Origin of the sequence: uncultured Sphingomonas sp., assembly GCF_937859915.1 — a bacterium.
Taxonomy (GTDB): Bacteria; Pseudomonadota; Alphaproteobacteria; order Sphingomonadales; family Sphingomonadaceae; genus Solisphingomonas.
Map to the genome: position 1 here is coordinate 1 of NZ_CALMAW010000053.1, position 17,303 is coordinate 17,303.

A 17,303-nucleotide genomic window follows, 5' to 3' on the forward strand; every position below is an offset into this window, starting at 1 on the left:
GCGCGGCAGCCCTGCTGGACGACCTGCCCAAGGCGCAGTGGCTGCTCGGCGACCGCGGCTACGACGCCGACTGGTTCAGGAATGCGCTTCAGGAGAAGGGCATCAAAGCGTGCATCCCGGGGCGAGATCGCGCAGCCAACCCGTCAAATACGACAAGCGCCGCTACCGAGGTCGCAGTCGGATCGAGATCATGTTCGGACGCCTGAAGGACTGGCGCCGTGTCGCTACCCGCTATGACCGATGCCCGACCGTCTTCCTGGCCGCCGTCGCGCTCGCGGCCACCGTCATCTTCTGGCTATGACCAATGGGTCCTGAGCTTAGGCCGTTCGAGTCGGTTTAGGCGCGCATCGGCACTTGCTCTTGACACACCCTCCGCGTTGCCCGGATCGATCGGTCTTAAGACAATGAAAAATCGGCCGGCAGCTTGCCGAACGGCGCGATCATCGTTCGATACTGTCGTTCCGCATGTCCATAAGCTTCGCCGGCGACGCGTTCCAGTTCGCGGCGGTCGCGGATGACGAGGCGGCCGCGATTGCATCGGACAAGGTGATCGCCCTCCAGAACATGCATCGTATCAGTGATGCTGGCACGACGGACGCCGATCGCGTCCGCAATCTCTTCGTGGCGGACATGTAGTTCGTCACCATCGACGCGATCGTGGCGCATCAGCAGCCACCGGGCGAGATTCTGATCGAGGGAATGATCGAGGTGCGATGCAATGGCGCGCGCCATCTGCAGGATGATGGTCTGCACGAAGCTCAATAGGACCATTCTGAGGGTGCCACTCTCCCGACAGGCATCGAGGAAGCTTCGCACGCCGATCCGCAACGCCGATCCGTCATGGCCCTGAACGACAGCCGAGTGGCACGAGCGCGCACATCCAAGAAGAGCTGGCCAGCCAAGCAATCCTTCATGCCCGACGACAGCAATCTCGATATGCCGGCGGCGGCCAATGCACTCCTCGACCGAGAAAATGCCCGAATTCGGGAAATAGACGAAGTCGAGCGCTTCGTCGGGTTGGATCAGCACCTCGCCGCGTTTCAGCTCAATCTCTTCGAAGTGCGGCTCCAGCAATTCCCGATCGCTGCGGTCCAAGGTCTGCAGCAGGATATTCCTGCTGGATGTCATCGTCCCAAACTGGCTCGAGCGCATCAGCATATCGCGAACTTCCCCAACGTTCGCCGAAGATACGCGGCAAGTGCGCTTTGGATTGAACGAGCGACAATTAAGTTCGGTCCGTTCGCGAGACATTCAATCTGCGATGGCGGAGGGCTTATGTACGCTGCCGTACCCAGCCAAGCCGCTGCTGGCGTTGCCGGGAAATCGGTGCGAGCCTTCGCCAAACAAATCAAGGGAGGCTTTCGGATGACCGACCAGGACCAGATCATCGACGTGCTCGAAGATCGTGCCAAACGACGCGAGGACAGGCGATCCTTCTTCCGTGCCTTCGGCGCGGTTGCTGCGGGCGGATTGGTGGCCTCGACATTGTCGAGCGCAGCACAGGCCGCAGCAATCAGCGATGCCGACATTCTCAACTTCGCGCTCAATCTCGAATATCTCGAGGCGCAATTCTATCATTATGCGGTGTTCGGCACCGGCCTGCCGGCCAATATCCTGACCGGGACGGGGACTCAGGGCGCCGTCATCGGCGGACGGCAGGTCGCGTTCAAGGATCCCGTCGTCGCCGCCTATGCCAAGGAAATCGCGACCGACGAGGTCAATCACGTCACGTTCCTGCGCACGCAGCTCGGCGGCTCGGCGGTATCGCAGCCGGCGATCGATGTCGGCACCGATCCCAATGGCGCCTTCTCGAGCGCAGCACGCGCCGCCGGGCTGATCGGCGCGGGGCAGAGCTTCGATCCCTATGCCAGCGACGAGGCCTTCCTGCTCGGTGCGTTCATCTTCGAGGACGTCGGCGTCACCGCCTATAAGGGAGCCGCGCCGCTGATCACCAACAAGACCTATACCGAGGCCGCCGCCGGCATTCTCGCCGTCGAGGCCTATCATGCCAGCATCGTCAGGACGTCGCTCTACGTGAAGGGCATCCAGACGCCGTCGCTCGGGCTGATCCAGGCGACCGAGGCGATTTCCAACGCGCGCGACAGCCTCGACGGGCCGACCGACGACGACCAGGGCATCGCGCCGATCGGCAACGCCAGCAACATCGTGCCGCTCGATGCCAACGGGCTCGCCTACAGCCGTTCGACCGGCCAGGTGCTCAACATCGTCTATCTGAACAAGGCGGCGGTCGCCAAGGGCGGCTTCTTCCCGGCGGGCATGAACGGCAACATCACGATGAGCGCCGCAAACTAAAAACGCGAGCCAAGGGAGGCATTGCCATGAACCAGCATCATCTCATCGCCGAAGTGCTCGAGCGCCAGGCGCGTCGACGCGACGAACGGCGGAAATTTCTCAAGGTAGCAGGCGCCGGCACCGCGCTGATCGCGGGCTCGTCGCTGCTCGCCGGCTGCGGCGGCGACGACAAGACTACGGCCCCGGCGCCCGCCACCGTGATCGGCGATGGCGACATCCTCAACTTCGCGCTCAACCTCGAATATCTCGAGGCGCAATTTTACGTCTATGCGACCACCGGCGCGGGGCTGCCGCAAAGCATGCTCGGCGGTACCGGCACCCAGGGCGCCGTCGCCGGCGGCCGTCAGGTCGCGTTCACCGATCCGATCGTCAAGCAATATGCCAATGAGATCGCGGGCGACGAGATGGCGCACGTCGCCTTCCTGCGCTCCGCCCTCGGCGGCGCCGCGGTCGCGCAGCCGGCGATCGACATCAGCGCGAGCGCGACGAGCGCCTTCTCCAGCGCGGCGGTCGCCGCCGGGCTGATCACCAAGGGCCAGGTGTTCGATCCCTATGCCAGCGACGAGAATTTCCTGCTCGGCGCGTTCATCTTCGAGGACGTCGGCGTCACCGCCTACAAGGGCGCCTCGCCGCTGATCAAGAGCAGCACCTATCTCGAGGCCGCCGCCGGAATCCTTGCAGCGGAAGCCTATCACGCCGGGCTGGTGCGCACCGTGCTCTACGGCAAGGGCATCCAGGCGCCGACGCTGATCACCGCGGCGAACAAGATCTCCGACGCACGCGACAGCCTCGACGGCCCGAGCGACGACGACCAGGGGCTCACCGATTCCTCCGGCGCCGCCAACCTCGTGCCCACCGACGGCAATTCGATCGTCTACAGCCGCACCACCGGCCAGGTGCTCGACATCGTCTATCTGACCAACGTCGCCGCACAGAAGGGCGGCTTTTTCCCGAACGGGGTCAACGGGACGATCAACATGAGCACCGTCGGCGGCGCATGAACGCGACTGCGGGGCGGTTCACGCCGTCCCGCAGGCCAGGATGGGAGGGGTGGACATGAATGCGCTTGTAGCCCTCGACATACCCGTCGACATCCGCCGGCCCGCGCCGCAGGGTGCCAGCTTGTCGGAGGTCAATCGCTCGATCGCCGTGCCGCAGGGCAAGGGCGCGTTCTGGCGTAAGCTCGCCGCCTTCTCCGGCCCCGGCTACCTCGTCGCGGTCGGCTATATGGACCCGGGCAATTGGGCGACCGACGTCGCCGGCGGCTCGGCCTATGGCTATGAACTTCTCTCTGTCGTGCTCGTCGCCAATTTCATGGCGATGCTGCTCCAGGCGCTGTCGGCGCGGCTTGGCATCGTCACCGGGCTCGATCTCGCCCAGGCCTGCCGCCAGCATTATGGCCGGCGCACCCGCGTCGCGCTGTGGCTGCTGTGCGAAGTGGCGATCGTCGCCTGCGATCTCGCCGAGGTGATTGGCACCGCGATCGCGCTGCAACTGCTGTTCCACATTCCGATGGTGATCGGCGTCTGCCTCACCGCCGCCGACGTGCTGATCGTGCTGGCGCTGCAGAAGCACGGCTTCCGCAAGCTCGAGACGTTCATCATCGCGCTGCTCGGGCTGATCGCGGGCTGCTTCATCGTCGAGCTGATCCTCGCTCAGCCGCTGGTCGCCGGGATCGCCGGCGGGTTCGTACCGCATGCCGATATTCTCACCAACCCAGGCACGCTGTATCTCGCGATCGGCATTCTCGGCGCGACGGTGATGCCGCACAATCTCTACCTTCACTCGTCGATCGTGCAGACGCGGCGGTTCGAGCGCTCGCCCCAAGGCAAGGCCGAGGCGGTCAAGCTCGCGACGATCGACAGCACGGTCGCACTGATGCTCGCCTTCGGCATCAACGCCGCGATCCTGATCCTGGCGGCCTCGACCTTCCACAAAGCCGGCATGACCGACGTCGCCGAGATTCAGGACGCCTTCCGCATGCTCAGCCCGCTGATGGGCGCGGGCGCGGCGAGCGTTTTGTTCGCGGTCGCGCTGCTTGCCTCGGGGCAGAACTCGACAATCACCGGCACGCTCGCCGGGCAGATCGTGATGGAGGGCTTCGTCGACCTCAAGATGCCGGCCTGGAGCCGCCGGCTGATCACGCGGCTGCTCGCGGTGATCCCCGCGGCCGTCGTCGCGGCGATCTATGGGGCCAATGGCTCGGCCAGGATGCTCGTGCTCAGTCAGGTCGTGCTCAGCCTGCAACTGCCGTTCGCGGTGGTACCGCTGGTGCGGTTCACTTCCGACAGCGCGATGATGGGCCGCTTCGCGAGCCGCGGCGTGCTCAAATGGGGTGCATGGGCGGTCGCGTTTGCGGTGATCGGGCTCAACCTCGTGCTGCTGGGAAGCCTGTGGTGAGGCGCGTCGTCGGCCTCGGAGCGATCGCGATGGCGGCTACGCTAGGCGTCGGTGCGGCGCATGCGGACGTGTTCGAGGTCGCCGGCGACGGCGCAGTGAAGACGCGTTCGGGCGTGGCGGCGGTCGTCTGGACCGAGGATGTCGCGACGATCGCGGGCGACACGCCGGAGGCCGCGCCGGAGGTGCCGGCCGCCGCGGTCACGCTGGTCGAGGCGCCGGCAATGCCGGCGGGCTACGCGCAATCGCTGGCGATGGCCGCGTCGCAATACCGGCTCAGCCCCGATCTGCTGGCGGCACTGGTCGGGCGCGAGAGCGGCTGGCGGTCAACCGCGCTGTCGACCAAGGGCGCGATCGGACTGACCCAGCTGATGCCCGCGACCGCGCGCGCGATGCAGGTCGATCCGCGCGACGCGGCCGCCAATCTTGCCGGGGGCGCCCGCTATCTGCGCCAGATGCTCGATCTGTTCGATGGCGACGTCGAGCGCGCACTGGCCGCCTATAACGCCGGTCCCGGCCGCGTGCTGCGCGCGGGCGGCGTCCCCGCCATCGCCGAGACCCGCGCCTATGTCTCGACCATCATCGGCCGGCTGGGCGCCGTCTCGTCCGCCGTACCCACCGTCATCAGCCTAGGAGTGATACGATGATCAAACGTGCGATGGCGCTCGCCGCGCTGCTGTCGCCGAGCGCGGCCTTTGCGCAGGCTGCGGCTGACCCGGCGGGCTCGGGCCCGATCGTGGCGGCGCTCGGCTGGCTTCAGGGTACGCTGCTCGGCAACGTCGCAACCGCGGTCGCGGTCATCGCGGTCGCGATGGTCGGCTTCATGATGCTGACCGGCCGCATGAACTGGCGCTTCGGCGCGACCGTGATCGTCGGCTGCTTCGTCCTGTTCGGTGCCTCGGCAATCGTCACCGGCATCCAGTCCACCGCGGCGGTGACCCACTGATGCTGGCGCGCGCGCCCGTATTTCGCGCGCTGACGCGTCCGCAGATGTTCGCGGGCGTGACCTACAGCTTCTTCGTGATCAACGCGGCGGTGACCACCGAGGCGTTCCTGATGACGCGCAGCTTCCTGGCCTTGCCCGTCGCGCTCGTCGTCCACGGCGCCGGCTATCTCGCCTGCCTGCGCGAGCCACGCATCTTCGATCTCTGGCTCACCAAGGTCAGCCGCTGCCCGCGCGTCCGCAACTGGAAGCGCTGGGGCTGCAACAGCTACGCGCCATGACGGCGCAGAAGGGGGACGGAATGTCTCGTCCGAAGCAGAAGTGGATCGGCCCCGCGGCATGGGGCGCGAAGGAAGCCAAGGCGGGCGACCGGCTGCCCTACGCGCGCCATCTCGACGCGCACATGCTACGGCTGCGCGACGGATCGCTGATGCGGATGATCCAGGTGCCCGGCCTGCCGTTCGAAACCGAGGATTCGGACGCGCTCGACCATCATCTCGGCGTCCGCGAGACGATGCTGCGCTCGGTGCTCGACGCGCGCTTCGTCGTCTATCATCACGTCATCCGCAGGCGGGTCGCGGTCGCGCTCGACAATGGCTTCGACGAACCCTTCGCCGCGCTGGTCAACGCCCGCTGGCAGGCCCGGCTCGACGAGCGCCGGCTGTTCGTCAACGAGCAGGTCGTGACACTTCTGCGGCGCCCCGCGCGCGGCAAGACCGGCTGGGCCGATCGCCTGCGCCGCAAATTCGCCGGCAGCGAGGCCGAGACCGACATCGGCGATGCGCGCGCGCTCGATGCGGCGTGCACGGCGCTGATGGCGGCGCTCGAGCCCTATGGCGCGCGGGCGCTCGGCGTCTACGATGGCGCCGGGGGACGCTGTTCCGAGCCGCTCGAGATGCTGTCCGCGATCTACAATGGCGAGATGCGCCCGGTGCTGCTGCCCGAGGACGATGTCGATCTCGGCCACCACATTCCCTATGCGCGGGTCAGCTTCGGGCTCGAGGCGATCGAGGCGCGGCGCGCGGCCGGGCGCGACTTTGCCGGCATGCTCTCAATCAAGGACTATCCCGATGCGACCCGCGCCGGGCTGATCGACAATATCCTGCGCCTGCCGCACGAACTGGTGCTGACCGAAAGCTTCGCGCCCGCCGACCGCCAGGTCGCGCGCGAACGGATCGATCTCGCCATTCGCCGCCTGCGCTCGGCCGACGAGGAGGCCGGGGCCGAACGCCGCGAGATGCTCGCGGCGCGCGACGCGCTGGGTGCGGGCCAGGCCGGGTTCGGCGACCACCACCTCTCCCTGCTGGTCCGGGCTGCGGACATCACCGCGCTTGACGGGGCGATGGCGTCCGCCGGCGCCGCGCTCGCCGACATCGGCGCGGTCGCGGTGCGCGAGGACTTGAACCTCGAACCTTGTTTCTGGGGCCAGTTCCCGGGCAACGAGGCCTATATCGTCCGTCGCGCGCTGATCTCGACCGCCAACGCCGCGGGCTTCCTGTCGCTGCATGGGCTGCCGATCGGGCGCGGACAGGGCAATCATTGGGGCGAGGCGGTCACCGTGCTCGAGACCACCGCCGCCACGCCCTATTTCTTCAATTTCCACGAGGGCGATCTCGGGCACTTCACGGTCATCGGCCCGTCGGGCTCGGGCAAGACCGTGGTGCTCAACTTCCTCGCCGCGCAGGCGCAGCGCTTCACGCCGCGCACCATCCTGTTCGACAAGGATCGCGGCGCCGAGATCTTCCTGCGCGCCTCCGGGGGCACCTACAGCCGCCTGCTGCCGGGCGAGCCGAGCGGGCTCAATCCGCTCCAGCTGCCCGACAGCGCGGTCAACCGTGCTTTCCTGCGCGACTGGCTGGGCGTGATGCTGCAGGTCGACGGTCCCCAGGAGACCGCGACGATCGCCGCCGCGGTCGATGCCTGTTTCGACGCCGAACCCGCATTCCGCCGCCTGCGCTATTTCCGCGAACTGCTCGGCGGCGCGCGTCGGCCCGAGCCCGGCGACCTCGGATCGCGGCTCGAGCCGTGGATCGGCAATGGCGCGCAGGCGTGGCTGTTCGACAACGCTGCCGACCGGCTCGATCTCGAGGCGCGGATCATCGGCTTCGACATGACCGCGCTGCTCGACAGCCCGGTGCTGCGCACGCCGGCGATGATGTATCTCTTCCACCGCATCGACGAGCGGCTCGACGGCGAGCCCGCGATGATCCTGATCGACGAGGGCTGGAAGGCGCTCGACGACGCGGTGTTCGCCGCGCGCATCCGCGACTGGCTGAAGACGCTGCGCAAGCGCAACGCGATCGTCGGCTTCGCGACCCAGTCCGCGCGCGACGCGCTCGACAGCCGGATCGCCTCCGCGCTGGTCGAACAGACCGCGACGATGATCTTCACGCCCAATCCCAAGGCGCGCGCGGAGGATTATTGCCAGGGCTTCGGCCTGTCCGAGCATGAACTCGAACTGATCCGACAGCTGCCCGCGCACAGCCGCTGCTTCCTTGTCCGCCATGCCAATCATTCGGTGGTGGCGCGGCTCGATCTCGCCGGTCAGCCCGATCTGCTGACCGTGCTGTCGGGCCGCGAAGCCAGCGTCCGTCGGCTCGACATGCTGCGCGGCCAGGTCGGCGACGAACCCGCGCGCTGGTATCCGCTGCTGACCGGCCAGCCCTGGCCGGCGGGTGAGCCGGACGCGCCGCCCTATGCCGAGGCAGCCGAGTGATCGCCTGCCCCTCCTTGATGTCGGGCGGCTCGGCCGGCATCTCCGCCGCGCTGCGCAGCGTCGACTGCCGCACCGGCGAGGCGACCGCCTATGCCTTCGGCCGGCTGTTCGGCGCCGACGGGCGGCTGCTGACCGCGCTGACTCTGCTGCTGACCATCTATGTCGCGCTGTTTGCGATCGGCCTTCTCACCGGCCGCACCCGGATCGGCGTCGCGGCGCTGACCCCGCGGATGCTGACGCTTGGGCTGGTGCTGACCTTCGCGACGTCGTGGGCGGCCTATCAGAATGTCGTCTGGACGCTGGCGACCGGCGCGCCGGATCAGGTCGCGACGCTGGTCGCGGGTACGCACGGCTCGGCGACCACCGCCTTCGCCGATCGTCTCGACCGTCTGTTCGCCGCGGTCGCCGACGCCGCGCAGGCGGCCGCCAAGCCCGCACCGACGACCGAGACCGGGATCACGCCGGCGACGACGCTGGTCGGCGGCTTCTCCGCCTCGACCGTGCTGTGGCTGTCGGCCCTGCTGCTGCTGCTCGGCACCGTCGGCGTGCTGGTCACGTCGAAGATCGCGCTCGCCGCCATGCTCGCGCTGGGGCCCGTGTTCATCGTGCTGTCGCTGTTCAAGGGGACGCGCGGCCTGTTCGAGGGCTGGCTGAAGGGCGTCGTGCTGTTCGCCTGCGTGCCGCTGTTCGCGGTGCTGATCGGTGGCGGCGCGGTGGTCGCGATGGAACCGATCGTCAGCGGCATCGCGGGCGAGGGCGGTCAGCCGTCGAGCCGCGCGGTCGCGGTGCTGTTTCTCGGCAGCAGCGTCTATTGCGCGCTGCTGGTGATGGCGATCAAGACCGCGACGACTCTAGTGTCGGGCTGGCGCCTGTTCGGCGCCGATCGCGACCTCCGGGATAGCGTCGCCGCCTCCGGCTCCGCCACGTCCGTGTCCGGCGCGCCGCCGATGCTGATCCAGGGTGGCGCCGCGCGCGGTCCCTCGTCATCGCCCAGCGACGAGCGCGTCCGCGGCATCGTCGCCTCGCTGCCGGCACCGGCCGACAGCAGCGGCGGATCGGGCGGCGGCATGGGACGCGCCCGCCAGTCGGCGCAGGTCATCCCGATCGCGGGGGCTGCGCCGCCGCCCGCCCGCATCGATCATCGTGTCCAGGGTCTCGGCAGTCGCTTCCGCGCGCAGCCCGCTGTCCGTTCGAAGGAGCAGATCTCGTGAAGCGCCGCCTCCTATCCATGCTCGCGCTGGCCCCGACGCTGGCGCACGCCGACCCCCGTATCGCGACGCGCGACTATCAGGGTAGCGATGTCGTGGTCCTACACGGGCACGCCGGGATCGAGTCGACGATCGTCTTCGCCGACGACGAGAAGATCGAGAATGTCGCGGTCGGCGACTCCGCCGCCTGGCAGGTCACGCCCAACAAGCGCGCCAATCTGCTGTTCGTCAAACCGGCTGGTGCGCGCGCACGGACCAACATGACGGTGGTGACCGACCAGCATACCTATCTGTTCGACCTCGTCAGCGCGGCGTCGACACCGGCGGTCTACATGCTCCGCTTCCGCTATCCGACGCCTCCGCACGCGCCGGCACCCAAACTCGCCGCCGCCGAGATCGCCGCGGCCACGACGATCGTCGCGACCCCGCCGTCGCCACCCGCGCCAGACCCGGCAGCGCTCAATTTCGCCTGGGCCAGCCGCGGCGACAAGCATCTGCTGCCCGACCGCTCGTTCGACGACGGTCACTCGACCTATCTGCAATGGCCGAAGGACGCGACGCTGCCTGCGATCCTCGTGCGCGAGTCGAACGGGATCGAGGGCCCGGTCAATTATACGGTGCATGGTGACACGATCGTCGTCGAGGGCGTGCCTGATCAGCTCATCCTGCGCCAGGGCAAGCAGATCGCGACGCTGACGCCGGTGCCGCACGGCCCGCCGCCCGAACGCACCGACCCGCCCACCGCCGCCGCTCGGCCCGCGACGCTCGCCGATGCGGTCACCCCGGGCCGGCCCTATGCGCATGTCGCGGACGGTCGGCCATGAGCCACGACACCCCCCGCACGCTCGGTGCGACGCCCAACCGGCTGATCCTCCAGCGGCTGGGCGAGATCGATCCGCGCAGCCTGCTCGACGAACGCTCGCTGGTCGACGCCAGCCGCAACGCCTTCCCCATCGTCGCGGGCAACCGCGCGAAAAAGGATTCGTTCGGGCTCGTCGCGGGCGGCGGCATCGCGCTGCTGCTCGGTGGCCTGACCTTCTGGTCGATGAGCGGCCACCGCGCGCTGCCGCATTCCCAGGCTTCGCAGCCGACATTGCCGGTCGCCGCGCCGCTGTTGCCCGGGACGCTTCCGGTGGCGCCGCAGGCGACCGCACCGCGATCGCTGATGATGCCCTCGGTGCCGTCGATCGCGATGACCCCGACGGCGAGGCCTTCTCCGGCGCCGGTCATGGTGTTCGATACCGGCGCCGCACCGGTCCAGACCGCCGCCCAGGCCGCAACCGCGCCATTGCCTGGCGCGACGACCGCTACCCACCCCGGCGCTGCCGGCGGCGGCTCGGACAATGACCAATTCGCCAACCGTGTCGGCGACGGTGAGGTCCAGGTCGCCAGCGCGCAGCAGCTCAGCGACCCGTCGATGACGGTGACGCAGGGCACGCTGATCCCGGCCGTGCTCGAGACCGCGATCGACACCGACCTGCCTGGCTATGTCCGCGCGCTGGTCAGCCGCGACGTGCGCTCGTTCGACGGCAAGCAGGTGCTGATTCCGCGCTCGTCGCGGCTGATCGGCCAGTATAAGTCCGGGCTCGCCGCCGGTCAGACGCGCGCCTATGTGATCTGGACGCGGTTGATCCGCCCCGACGGCGCCTCGGTCGCGCTCGCTTCGCCCGCGGTCGATTTCGCGGGCAATTCGGGGCTGGCGGGCAAGGTCGACGGGCATTTCATGCAGCGCTTCGGGTCCGCCGTGCTGCTCTCGGTGGTCGGCGGCCTGGGCGCGCTCGGCAGCAGCGGGACGTCGGTCGTGCTGTCGGGGGGCGGGCAGAGCGCGGCGTCGGTTGCCGCCCAGCGCGACACGGCCATCCCGCCGACGATCAAGGTGCCGCAAGGCCAGCCGATCCGCGTCTTCACCGCGCGCGATCTCGACTTCTCGACCGTTGCACCCGTGGCGCAGTCGCGATGACCGTCGCGCTCCAGACGATCGACGCCGGCGAACACAGCGGCAGCGTCTTCCTCGACGCCTATCTCGCGCCGTTCCGCGCCTGGCTCGATCGCGAGGACGTGACCGAATTGCTGATCAATCGGCCCGGCGAAATGTGGGTCGAGGCGGCGGGGATGCCCGCGATGCAGCGCGTGCTTCTGCCCGAGGTCGACGATCGCCATATCCGCCGGCTCGCCGAGCAGATCGCGCGGGTAAGCCATCAGGGCATCAACCGCGAGCAACCTTTGCTCTCGGCGACCTTGCCCGACGGCGCCCGCGTCCAGTTCGTCGCGCCCTCGGCAACGCGCGACCATTGGGCGATGGCGATTCGGCGGCACCGCATGGTCGACCTGCCGCTCGACGCCTATGACAGCGGCGCGCTGGCGGCGACCGACCCCGCGCCGATGCGCGACAAGCAGGCCGACCCGATCGGCTTCCTCCGCCAGGCGATCGCGCAGCGCCGCACGATCCTGGTCAGCGGCGGCACCTCGACCGGCAAGACCACCTTCCTCAACGCGCTGCTCGGCGAGGTGCCCGCGCATGAGCGCATCATCCTCGTCGAGGACACGCCCGAGATCCGGCTGCGCTGCGCCAACGGGCTCGGTCTCGTCGCGGTCAAGGGCGAGACGGGCGAGGCGCGGATCACCACCGAGGACCTGCTCCAGGCCGCGCTCAGGCTGCGCCCCGATCGGATCGTGCTCGGCGAACTGCGCGGGCGCGAAGCGGTCAGCTTCCTGCGCGCGATCAACACCGGCCATCCCGGCTCATTCACCACGATCCACGCCAATTCGCCGTCGGGGGCGCTCGAACAGCTTGCGCTGATGGTGATGCAGGCGGGCCTCGGCCTCTCGCGCGCCGACACGATCGCCTATGCGCGCTCGATGATCGACATCGTCGTGCAACTCGAGCGGCGCGACGGGCGACGCCGGATCGCCGCGATCGAATGGATCGGCGACGGCGGCAATCCTGCCGCGGCGGCACCGGTCGCGTGACGTCGACGTTACCCATACCCAACCAGAACAGGGAGTCTATCATGCGTATTCTAACCATTGCCGCACTCGCCACGATCGCGATCCAGGCTGCCCCCGCGACCGCGCAGGACATCAGCTCCGACTTTCGCGGCTTCCGGGTCGAGGGCAATGTCGGCGGCGATCGTTTCCAGTCGCAGGGCATTCACAACAACAAGCTCGGCTATGGCGCCACGGTCGGCTTCGACGGCGTGATCGCGAACCGGATCGTCGTCGGGCCGGAGGCAAGCTACTGGCGCGCCAACAACTTCTCTGAGAATTGCTCCGCCGGCGTCAACGGCGGTTCGGTGTGCGACAAGTCGTTCGAGGAATATGGCGCCGCGGTCCGGCTCGGCTATCTGATCACGCCCAACCTTCTGGTTTTCGGCAAGGGCGGCTATGTCAGCAATGAACAGCGCAAGCGGTTCGATCCGACGTCCAACATCTTCTATGTCAACGGCAGCATCGTCGGCCCGGAGAAGGGCTATTACAATCATGGCCGGACCGATGGCTATCAGGTCGGCGGCGGCGTCGAATATGCGATGGGAAGCCGCTTCAACGGTCCGCTGTCCGGTCTCTACGTCTCGGCACAATATATCTATGCCAACTATGACGATCATACCGCCCGGCAGCGCGCCATGGCGGGTGTCGGGATACATTTCAAATGATCGGGCCGAAGATCGCTGTCCAGCGCTGCTCGGAGGTCTGGGCATAGCCGCGCCAACGCATTCTTGCCGACTCTGAACTCGCAACCTGTGCGCATTGACAGTCTACTATCGTCAATATTCGATCATCCCTGCGGCGGATGCAGTATTCGCGTCACACATCATGTCTCGGCTTGCTGCGCGCATCGGCCGACGCATCGATCTGACGGACCGACGTTGGGATGATCGAAGCGCCAAGTGCGTCCACAGATGATGGGCCGTAGGCCCGCGTTATACGTCGACAGTTGATAGCGAACATCGATGCACCGCAGATCATCGGGCACACCAGCCCAACGGTGTATCACGAACAGAACTCCCGTCGTGATCAGGCGGTGTCGGGGAGCGTGCGACACACGGTCTGCGCTACCCTCTCGCTCGGCGCCCAAACTTCATGCCGTCAGGGCCTCAAGACCCAACCGCCATCGACATGCAGGGTTTGGCCCGTGATCCACGCACCGGCGTCCGAGCACAGCAACAGGAGCGCACCGACCAGTTCATCCGGTTCACCCTGGGCGCGGCCGGCAACCGTCATCTTGAGAAACTGCAGAAATGCCGAGTCGTCCGGTACAAGCTGCTTGCCGGCATCGGACGTGACATTGCCAGGCGCGATCGCGTTGGCGGTGATCCCGTCCTTGCCCAGCGACTTGGCGAGTGTCGTGGTCAAGCCGACAAGCGCGAGCTTGCTGATCCCGTAGATGCCGACGGCCGGGAACGCGCCACCCGACGTCTGGTTGACGATCCGGCCGCCACCCCGCGCCCGCATTGCGGGGATCGCCGCCTGGCAGCAGATCAAGGCGCCCGTCAGGTTGACGTTCAGCGTGCGGTTCCAATCTTCGATCGCGACATCGGCGATTGGCTGATGCCCGAGCTCCGCCATCAACGCGGCATTGTTGACGAGGATGTCGACGCCGCCGAACGCGGACGTGGCGGTATCGACCATGGCGCGTGCCGAGGCGGGGTCGGTGATGTCGACGCGCACCGCGACCGCGCGTCCGCCATGTGCGGTGATCTCGTCCGCAACGACCTTCGCGCCGTCCGCCTGGATGTCGGCGACGATGACGGCCGCGCCGGCGCCGGCGAGGCCGAGCGCATAGGCCCGGCCGATCGAGTTGCCGCGCCCGCCCGCCCCCGTGACGATCGCGACTTTGCCGTCGAGGCGAAACTGATCGAGAGAAAATGCCATGTTGTGCGATTCCTAGTGTTGCCGGCCCGCGAGATCGTTCGGCCCTTGCCCGATGCCGGTCTCAGGCCTGCAGGTTGATCCAGACGTTCTTGACCTGCTGGAATTCGCGTAGTCCCTCGATCCCGCCGAGACGCCCGTGGCCCGAATGTTTCATGCCGCCGAACGGGACGCAGGGCGTCATCGCCTCGCCCGCACCATTGACCTGGACCTGACCCGCCAGCATCTGCGCCGCGACCCTGTGCGCACGGGCGAGGTTCGTCGTGTGAACATAGGCGCCCAAGCCATAGTCGCTGTCATTGGCGAGCGCGATCGCCTCTTCCTCGCTGTCGAACGGCGTCACGACGAGGACGGGCCCGAACACTTCCGTCCGCGCGATCTCGCTGGTGGGGTCGACGTCGGCGAGCACCGTGATCGGAAGGAAATAGCCCTGCGCATGATCGCCGCCCAGCCGCTCGCCACCCACGACCACCCTGCCGCCCGCAGCGATCCCGCGATCGACCATGCCCGAGATCCGGCCGAGCGCGGTCTCCGAGATGACCGGCCCCATGATCGTATCTGCCGCATAGGGATCGCCGACCTTGATATGACCGGCCATCGCTTCCAGCATCTGCAGATAGGGCTCGTAGATGTGACGCTCGACGAGCAGACGCGTGCCGTTGACGCAGCCTTGGCCGTTGGCGCTGACGGCACCGGATAGACCGCGTTTGGCGGCAGGCTGAAGGTCGGCATCGGCAAATACGATCACCGCGGACTTTCCGCCCAATTCCAGGCCGACGGGTTTGAGCGATTGCGCAGCGTTGGCCAGGATCGTCTTCGCGGTAGCGCCGCTGCCGATGAACTCGATCTTGCCGATCCCGGGATGCGACACCATCGCCGCGCCGACCGCGGCGCCGCCCGTCACCAGATTGACGACGCCCGGCGGGAAGCCCGCATCGCGGATCAGTTCGGCCAGACGCATGACGCTGTACGGCGCGAGATCCGGTGCCTTGAGGACGATGCAATTGCCCGCAGCGAGCGCCGGTGCCAGCACCATCGTGGTGGCGAACAGCGGCCCGTTCCACGGCACGATGACGCCGACGACGCCATACGGTTCATAGGCGACATAGTCGTGCGCCGCACCGCCCCAGGTCGCGACCGTCCGGCCCTCGATCTTGTCCGACCAGCCGCCATAATAGCGGAATTTCTGCGCCGCGTCGTAGGACATATGCGGGCCGGCCAGGATGATCGAGCCGTTCTCGGCGGTGAGCAGCGGCGCCATCTCCTGCGCCTGCGCCTCGATGATCGCGGCCAGCTTGAACATCAGGTCGCGCCGCTTGTCGCCGCTGAGCGACCGCCAAGCGGGAAACGCTGCCTGCGCCGCTTCCACGGCACGCTCGACGTCCGCCGGGCCTGCCGCGCGGATTTCGCGGGTGACGACGCCCGAGCCGGGATAGATGTGGGCAAATGTCTCGCCGACGCCGCGTTCTTCGAGCACGCCGCCAATGATGAGCGGATAGCGTGGAAGCGATTCAACTGCCGGCTGCTGGAAGGCCATCGCGACTCCTATCCTTTTGCATGGGGTCCGCTGATCGCGGCCAAGCTCTTCGCTCATTGGCATGGCATCAGATACTATGCATACATCTTGCAGGTCCAGCCAAAGGATATCCCGATCCGAGCATCGCCACGGCAATATCTATGCTAGGATATACAAGACCGAAGGAGGCGGTGTATGGCTGAACCACGGAAGGCACGCACCAAGCTGGTCGCCACGGCTGCGGACGGGTTGCGCGACATGGTCTTCGCAGCGCCGTCCGGCAGCCGGATCGGGTCGTTGCACGATCTGACAAACGCGCTGGACGTCGGAACCGTGACGATCCAGCAGGCCGCACGCGTGCTCGAGCATGAGGGGTTACTTGAAGCGAGGCGTGGCCCGGGGGGCGGATATTATGGCACACGGCCCGATTCGGCGGCGGTCGGTCGATCGATCGCGGCCTATGTGCGGGCCAACCCGTCGTCGTTCGAGGAAGCGATGAACCTCACGTCGCTGTTGTTCAACGAGCTGGCGGCTGCTGCGGCAGAGCGGGTCGACGACGGCGCACGGCAGGATATGGACACGCTTCTGCGCCGCGTCGGCACGTGCAAGACGAACATCGACTGCGGCGCCTTCGAGATCGACCTTCAGGATCGTCTCTTCACGATCGTTGATTGGCCATTGCTCAGGCTGCTGACCGTCGTGACCCTTGGGGTGAGCAAAACGCAGACCCTGCACCTGTTGCGCGACGACGATGCCATTGCCCGGTGGAAGCTCGGACGGACAAGGATCATATCGGCGATCCTGTCCGGCGATCCCGACCTGGCGCGCTTTGAGGCGAACCGCGGCAATCGTCGCGCTATCCTGGAAAGCCTCGACCTGAAGCGCTGACTCGTTTCATCTTACACAGGGAGATTTCCATGACGTCGTCGCGTGAGAAAGGCCTCGAGATTTTTCGGGATGTGTTTGGCGATGCCGCAGCTGATGGCGCGATCACCTATATGCAGACCGACAGCTTTGGCGTCGAAGGCGCCAAATGGGCGATGGAGTTCGCCTTTGGCACCGTCTGGGCGCGCGATCAGCTTGACCGCAAATTGCGCAGTTGCGCGGTACTTGGCATGCTCATCGCGCTGCGGCAATTCGATGAGATCGGGCATCACACGAAAATGGGATTGGCGAACGGTCTGACGCGCACCGAAATCGAAGAGATATTCTATTCATCGATACCATATTGCGGACTCCCCGCGTCGAACGTCGCCAAGGCAGCAATGATGAAGGCGTTCGAAGAGATCGATGCCGCTGCCTGACGCGCGTGCCGGGATCAACAAACCGGATCTTCATCCC

17 protein-coding genes and 1 pseudogene are annotated in these 17,303 nt (G+C 67.1%); 15 read left to right on the top strand and 3 right to left on the bottom strand.

Annotated features, from left to right (window positions below):
- A pseudogene (locus tag Q0326_RS07315) lies at window positions 1–301 on the top strand (transposase); the annotation flags it as partial.
- Between the two features lie 95 nt (window positions 302–396).
- Here Q0326_RS07315 and Q0326_RS07320 read toward each other — a convergent pair.
- Complete coding sequence (locus Q0326_RS07320; RefSeq protein WP_298688680.1) at window positions 397–1,158, bottom strand: Crp/Fnr family transcriptional regulator; 762 nt, start codon at window positions 1,156–1,158, stop codon at window positions 397–399.
- Window positions 1,159–1,365: 207 nt separating this feature from the next.
- Between Q0326_RS07320 and Q0326_RS07325 the strand changes: the two genes are divergently transcribed.
- The 12 genes from Q0326_RS07325 to Q0326_RS07380 are packed head-to-tail and all read left to right on the top strand — an operon-like array spanning window position 1,366 to window position 13,230.
- Complete coding sequence (locus tag Q0326_RS07325; RefSeq protein WP_298688682.1) at window positions 1,366–2,313, top strand: ferritin-like domain-containing protein; 948 nt, start codon at window positions 1,366–1,368, stop codon at window positions 2,311–2,313.
- Window positions 2,314–2,339: 26 nt separating this feature from the next.
- On the top strand, window positions 2,340–3,314 hold the full coding sequence (locus Q0326_RS07330; RefSeq protein WP_298688684.1) for a ferritin-like domain-containing protein: 975 nt from the start codon (window positions 2,340–2,342) through the stop codon (window positions 3,312–3,314).
- A 55-nt stretch (window positions 3,315–3,369) separates the two neighbouring features.
- Window positions 3,370–4,713, top strand: coding sequence for an Nramp family divalent metal transporter (locus tag Q0326_RS07335; protein ID WP_298688686.1), 1,344 nt, complete (start codon window positions 3,370–3,372; stop codon window positions 4,711–4,713).
- Window positions 4,714–4,742: 29 nt separating this feature from the next.
- Window positions 4,743–5,357, top strand: a complete 615-nt coding sequence (locus Q0326_RS07340) for a lytic transglycosylase domain-containing protein (RefSeq protein WP_298688688.1) — start codon at window positions 4,743–4,745, stop codon at window positions 5,355–5,357.
- The gene (locus tag Q0326_RS07345) at window positions 5,354–5,656 is read left to right on the top strand and encodes a TrbC/VirB2 family protein (protein ID WP_298688690.1); all 303 of its coding nucleotides are present in this window, start codon (window positions 5,354–5,356) and stop codon (window positions 5,654–5,656) included. The genes Q0326_RS07340 and Q0326_RS07345 overlap by 4 nt, the downstream gene beginning before the upstream one ends.
- Entirely contained in the window at window positions 5,656–5,934 is a 279-nt protein-coding gene (locus Q0326_RS07350) for a type IV secretion system protein VirB3 (RefSeq protein WP_298688692.1), read from the top strand. The genes Q0326_RS07345 and Q0326_RS07350 overlap by 1 nt, the downstream gene beginning before the upstream one ends.
- A gap of 20 nt (window positions 5,935–5,954) precedes the next feature.
- Entirely contained in the window at window positions 5,955–8,369 is a 2,415-nt protein-coding gene (locus Q0326_RS07355; protein WP_298688694.1) for a VirB4 family type IV secretion/conjugal transfer ATPase, read from the top strand.
- Entirely contained in the window at window positions 8,366–9,580 is a 1,215-nt protein-coding gene (locus tag Q0326_RS07360; protein ID WP_298688696.1) for a type IV secretion system protein, read from the top strand. The genes Q0326_RS07355 and Q0326_RS07360 overlap by 4 nt, the downstream gene beginning before the upstream one ends.
- The gene (locus Q0326_RS07365) at window positions 9,577–10,401 is read left to right on the top strand and encodes a TrbG/VirB9 family P-type conjugative transfer protein (protein ID WP_298688698.1); all 825 of its coding nucleotides are present in this window, start codon (window positions 9,577–9,579) and stop codon (window positions 10,399–10,401) included. The genes Q0326_RS07360 and Q0326_RS07365 overlap by 4 nt, the downstream gene beginning before the upstream one ends.
- The gene (locus Q0326_RS07370; protein ID WP_298688700.1) at window positions 10,398–11,537 is read left to right on the top strand and encodes a TrbI/VirB10 family protein; all 1,140 of its coding nucleotides are present in this window, start codon (window positions 10,398–10,400) and stop codon (window positions 11,535–11,537) included. The genes Q0326_RS07365 and Q0326_RS07370 overlap by 4 nt, the downstream gene beginning before the upstream one ends.
- Entirely contained in the window at window positions 11,534–12,547 is a 1,014-nt protein-coding gene (gene virB11 / locus Q0326_RS07375) for a P-type DNA transfer ATPase VirB11 (protein ID WP_298688703.1), read from the top strand. The genes Q0326_RS07370 and virB11 overlap by 4 nt, the downstream gene beginning before the upstream one ends.
- Before the next feature lie 41 nt (window positions 12,548–12,588).
- Window positions 12,589–13,230, top strand: a complete 642-nt coding sequence (locus Q0326_RS07380) for an outer membrane beta-barrel protein (protein ID WP_298688705.1) — start codon at window positions 12,589–12,591, stop codon at window positions 13,228–13,230.
- A 433-nt stretch (window positions 13,231–13,663) separates the two neighbouring features.
- Here Q0326_RS07380 and Q0326_RS07385 read toward each other — a convergent pair whose 3' ends face one another.
- Window positions 13,664–14,449, bottom strand: coding sequence for an SDR family oxidoreductase (locus Q0326_RS07385; RefSeq protein ID WP_298688707.1), 786 nt, complete (start codon window positions 14,447–14,449; stop codon window positions 13,664–13,666).
- A gap of 61 nt (window positions 14,450–14,510) precedes the next feature.
- A complete protein-coding gene (locus tag Q0326_RS07390) occupies window positions 14,511–15,983 on the bottom strand; it encodes an aldehyde dehydrogenase family protein (RefSeq protein ID WP_298688709.1) in 1,473 nt (490 codons plus the stop codon).
- A 174-nt stretch (window positions 15,984–16,157) separates the two neighbouring features.
- On the opposite strand from Q0326_RS07390, the gene Q0326_RS07395 reads away from it, so the two are divergent.
- Together Q0326_RS07395 and Q0326_RS07400 are read left to right on the top strand one after the other, a co-directional pair.
- Window positions 16,158–16,850, top strand: coding sequence for a transcriptional regulator (locus tag Q0326_RS07395; RefSeq protein WP_298688711.1), 693 nt, complete (start codon window positions 16,158–16,160; stop codon window positions 16,848–16,850).
- A gap of 29 nt (window positions 16,851–16,879) precedes the next feature.
- Complete coding sequence (locus Q0326_RS07400) at window positions 16,880–17,266, top strand: carboxymuconolactone decarboxylase family protein (protein ID WP_298688713.1); 387 nt, start codon at window positions 16,880–16,882, stop codon at window positions 17,264–17,266.
- The last annotated feature ends 37 nt before the right edge of the window (window positions 17,267–17,303 follow it).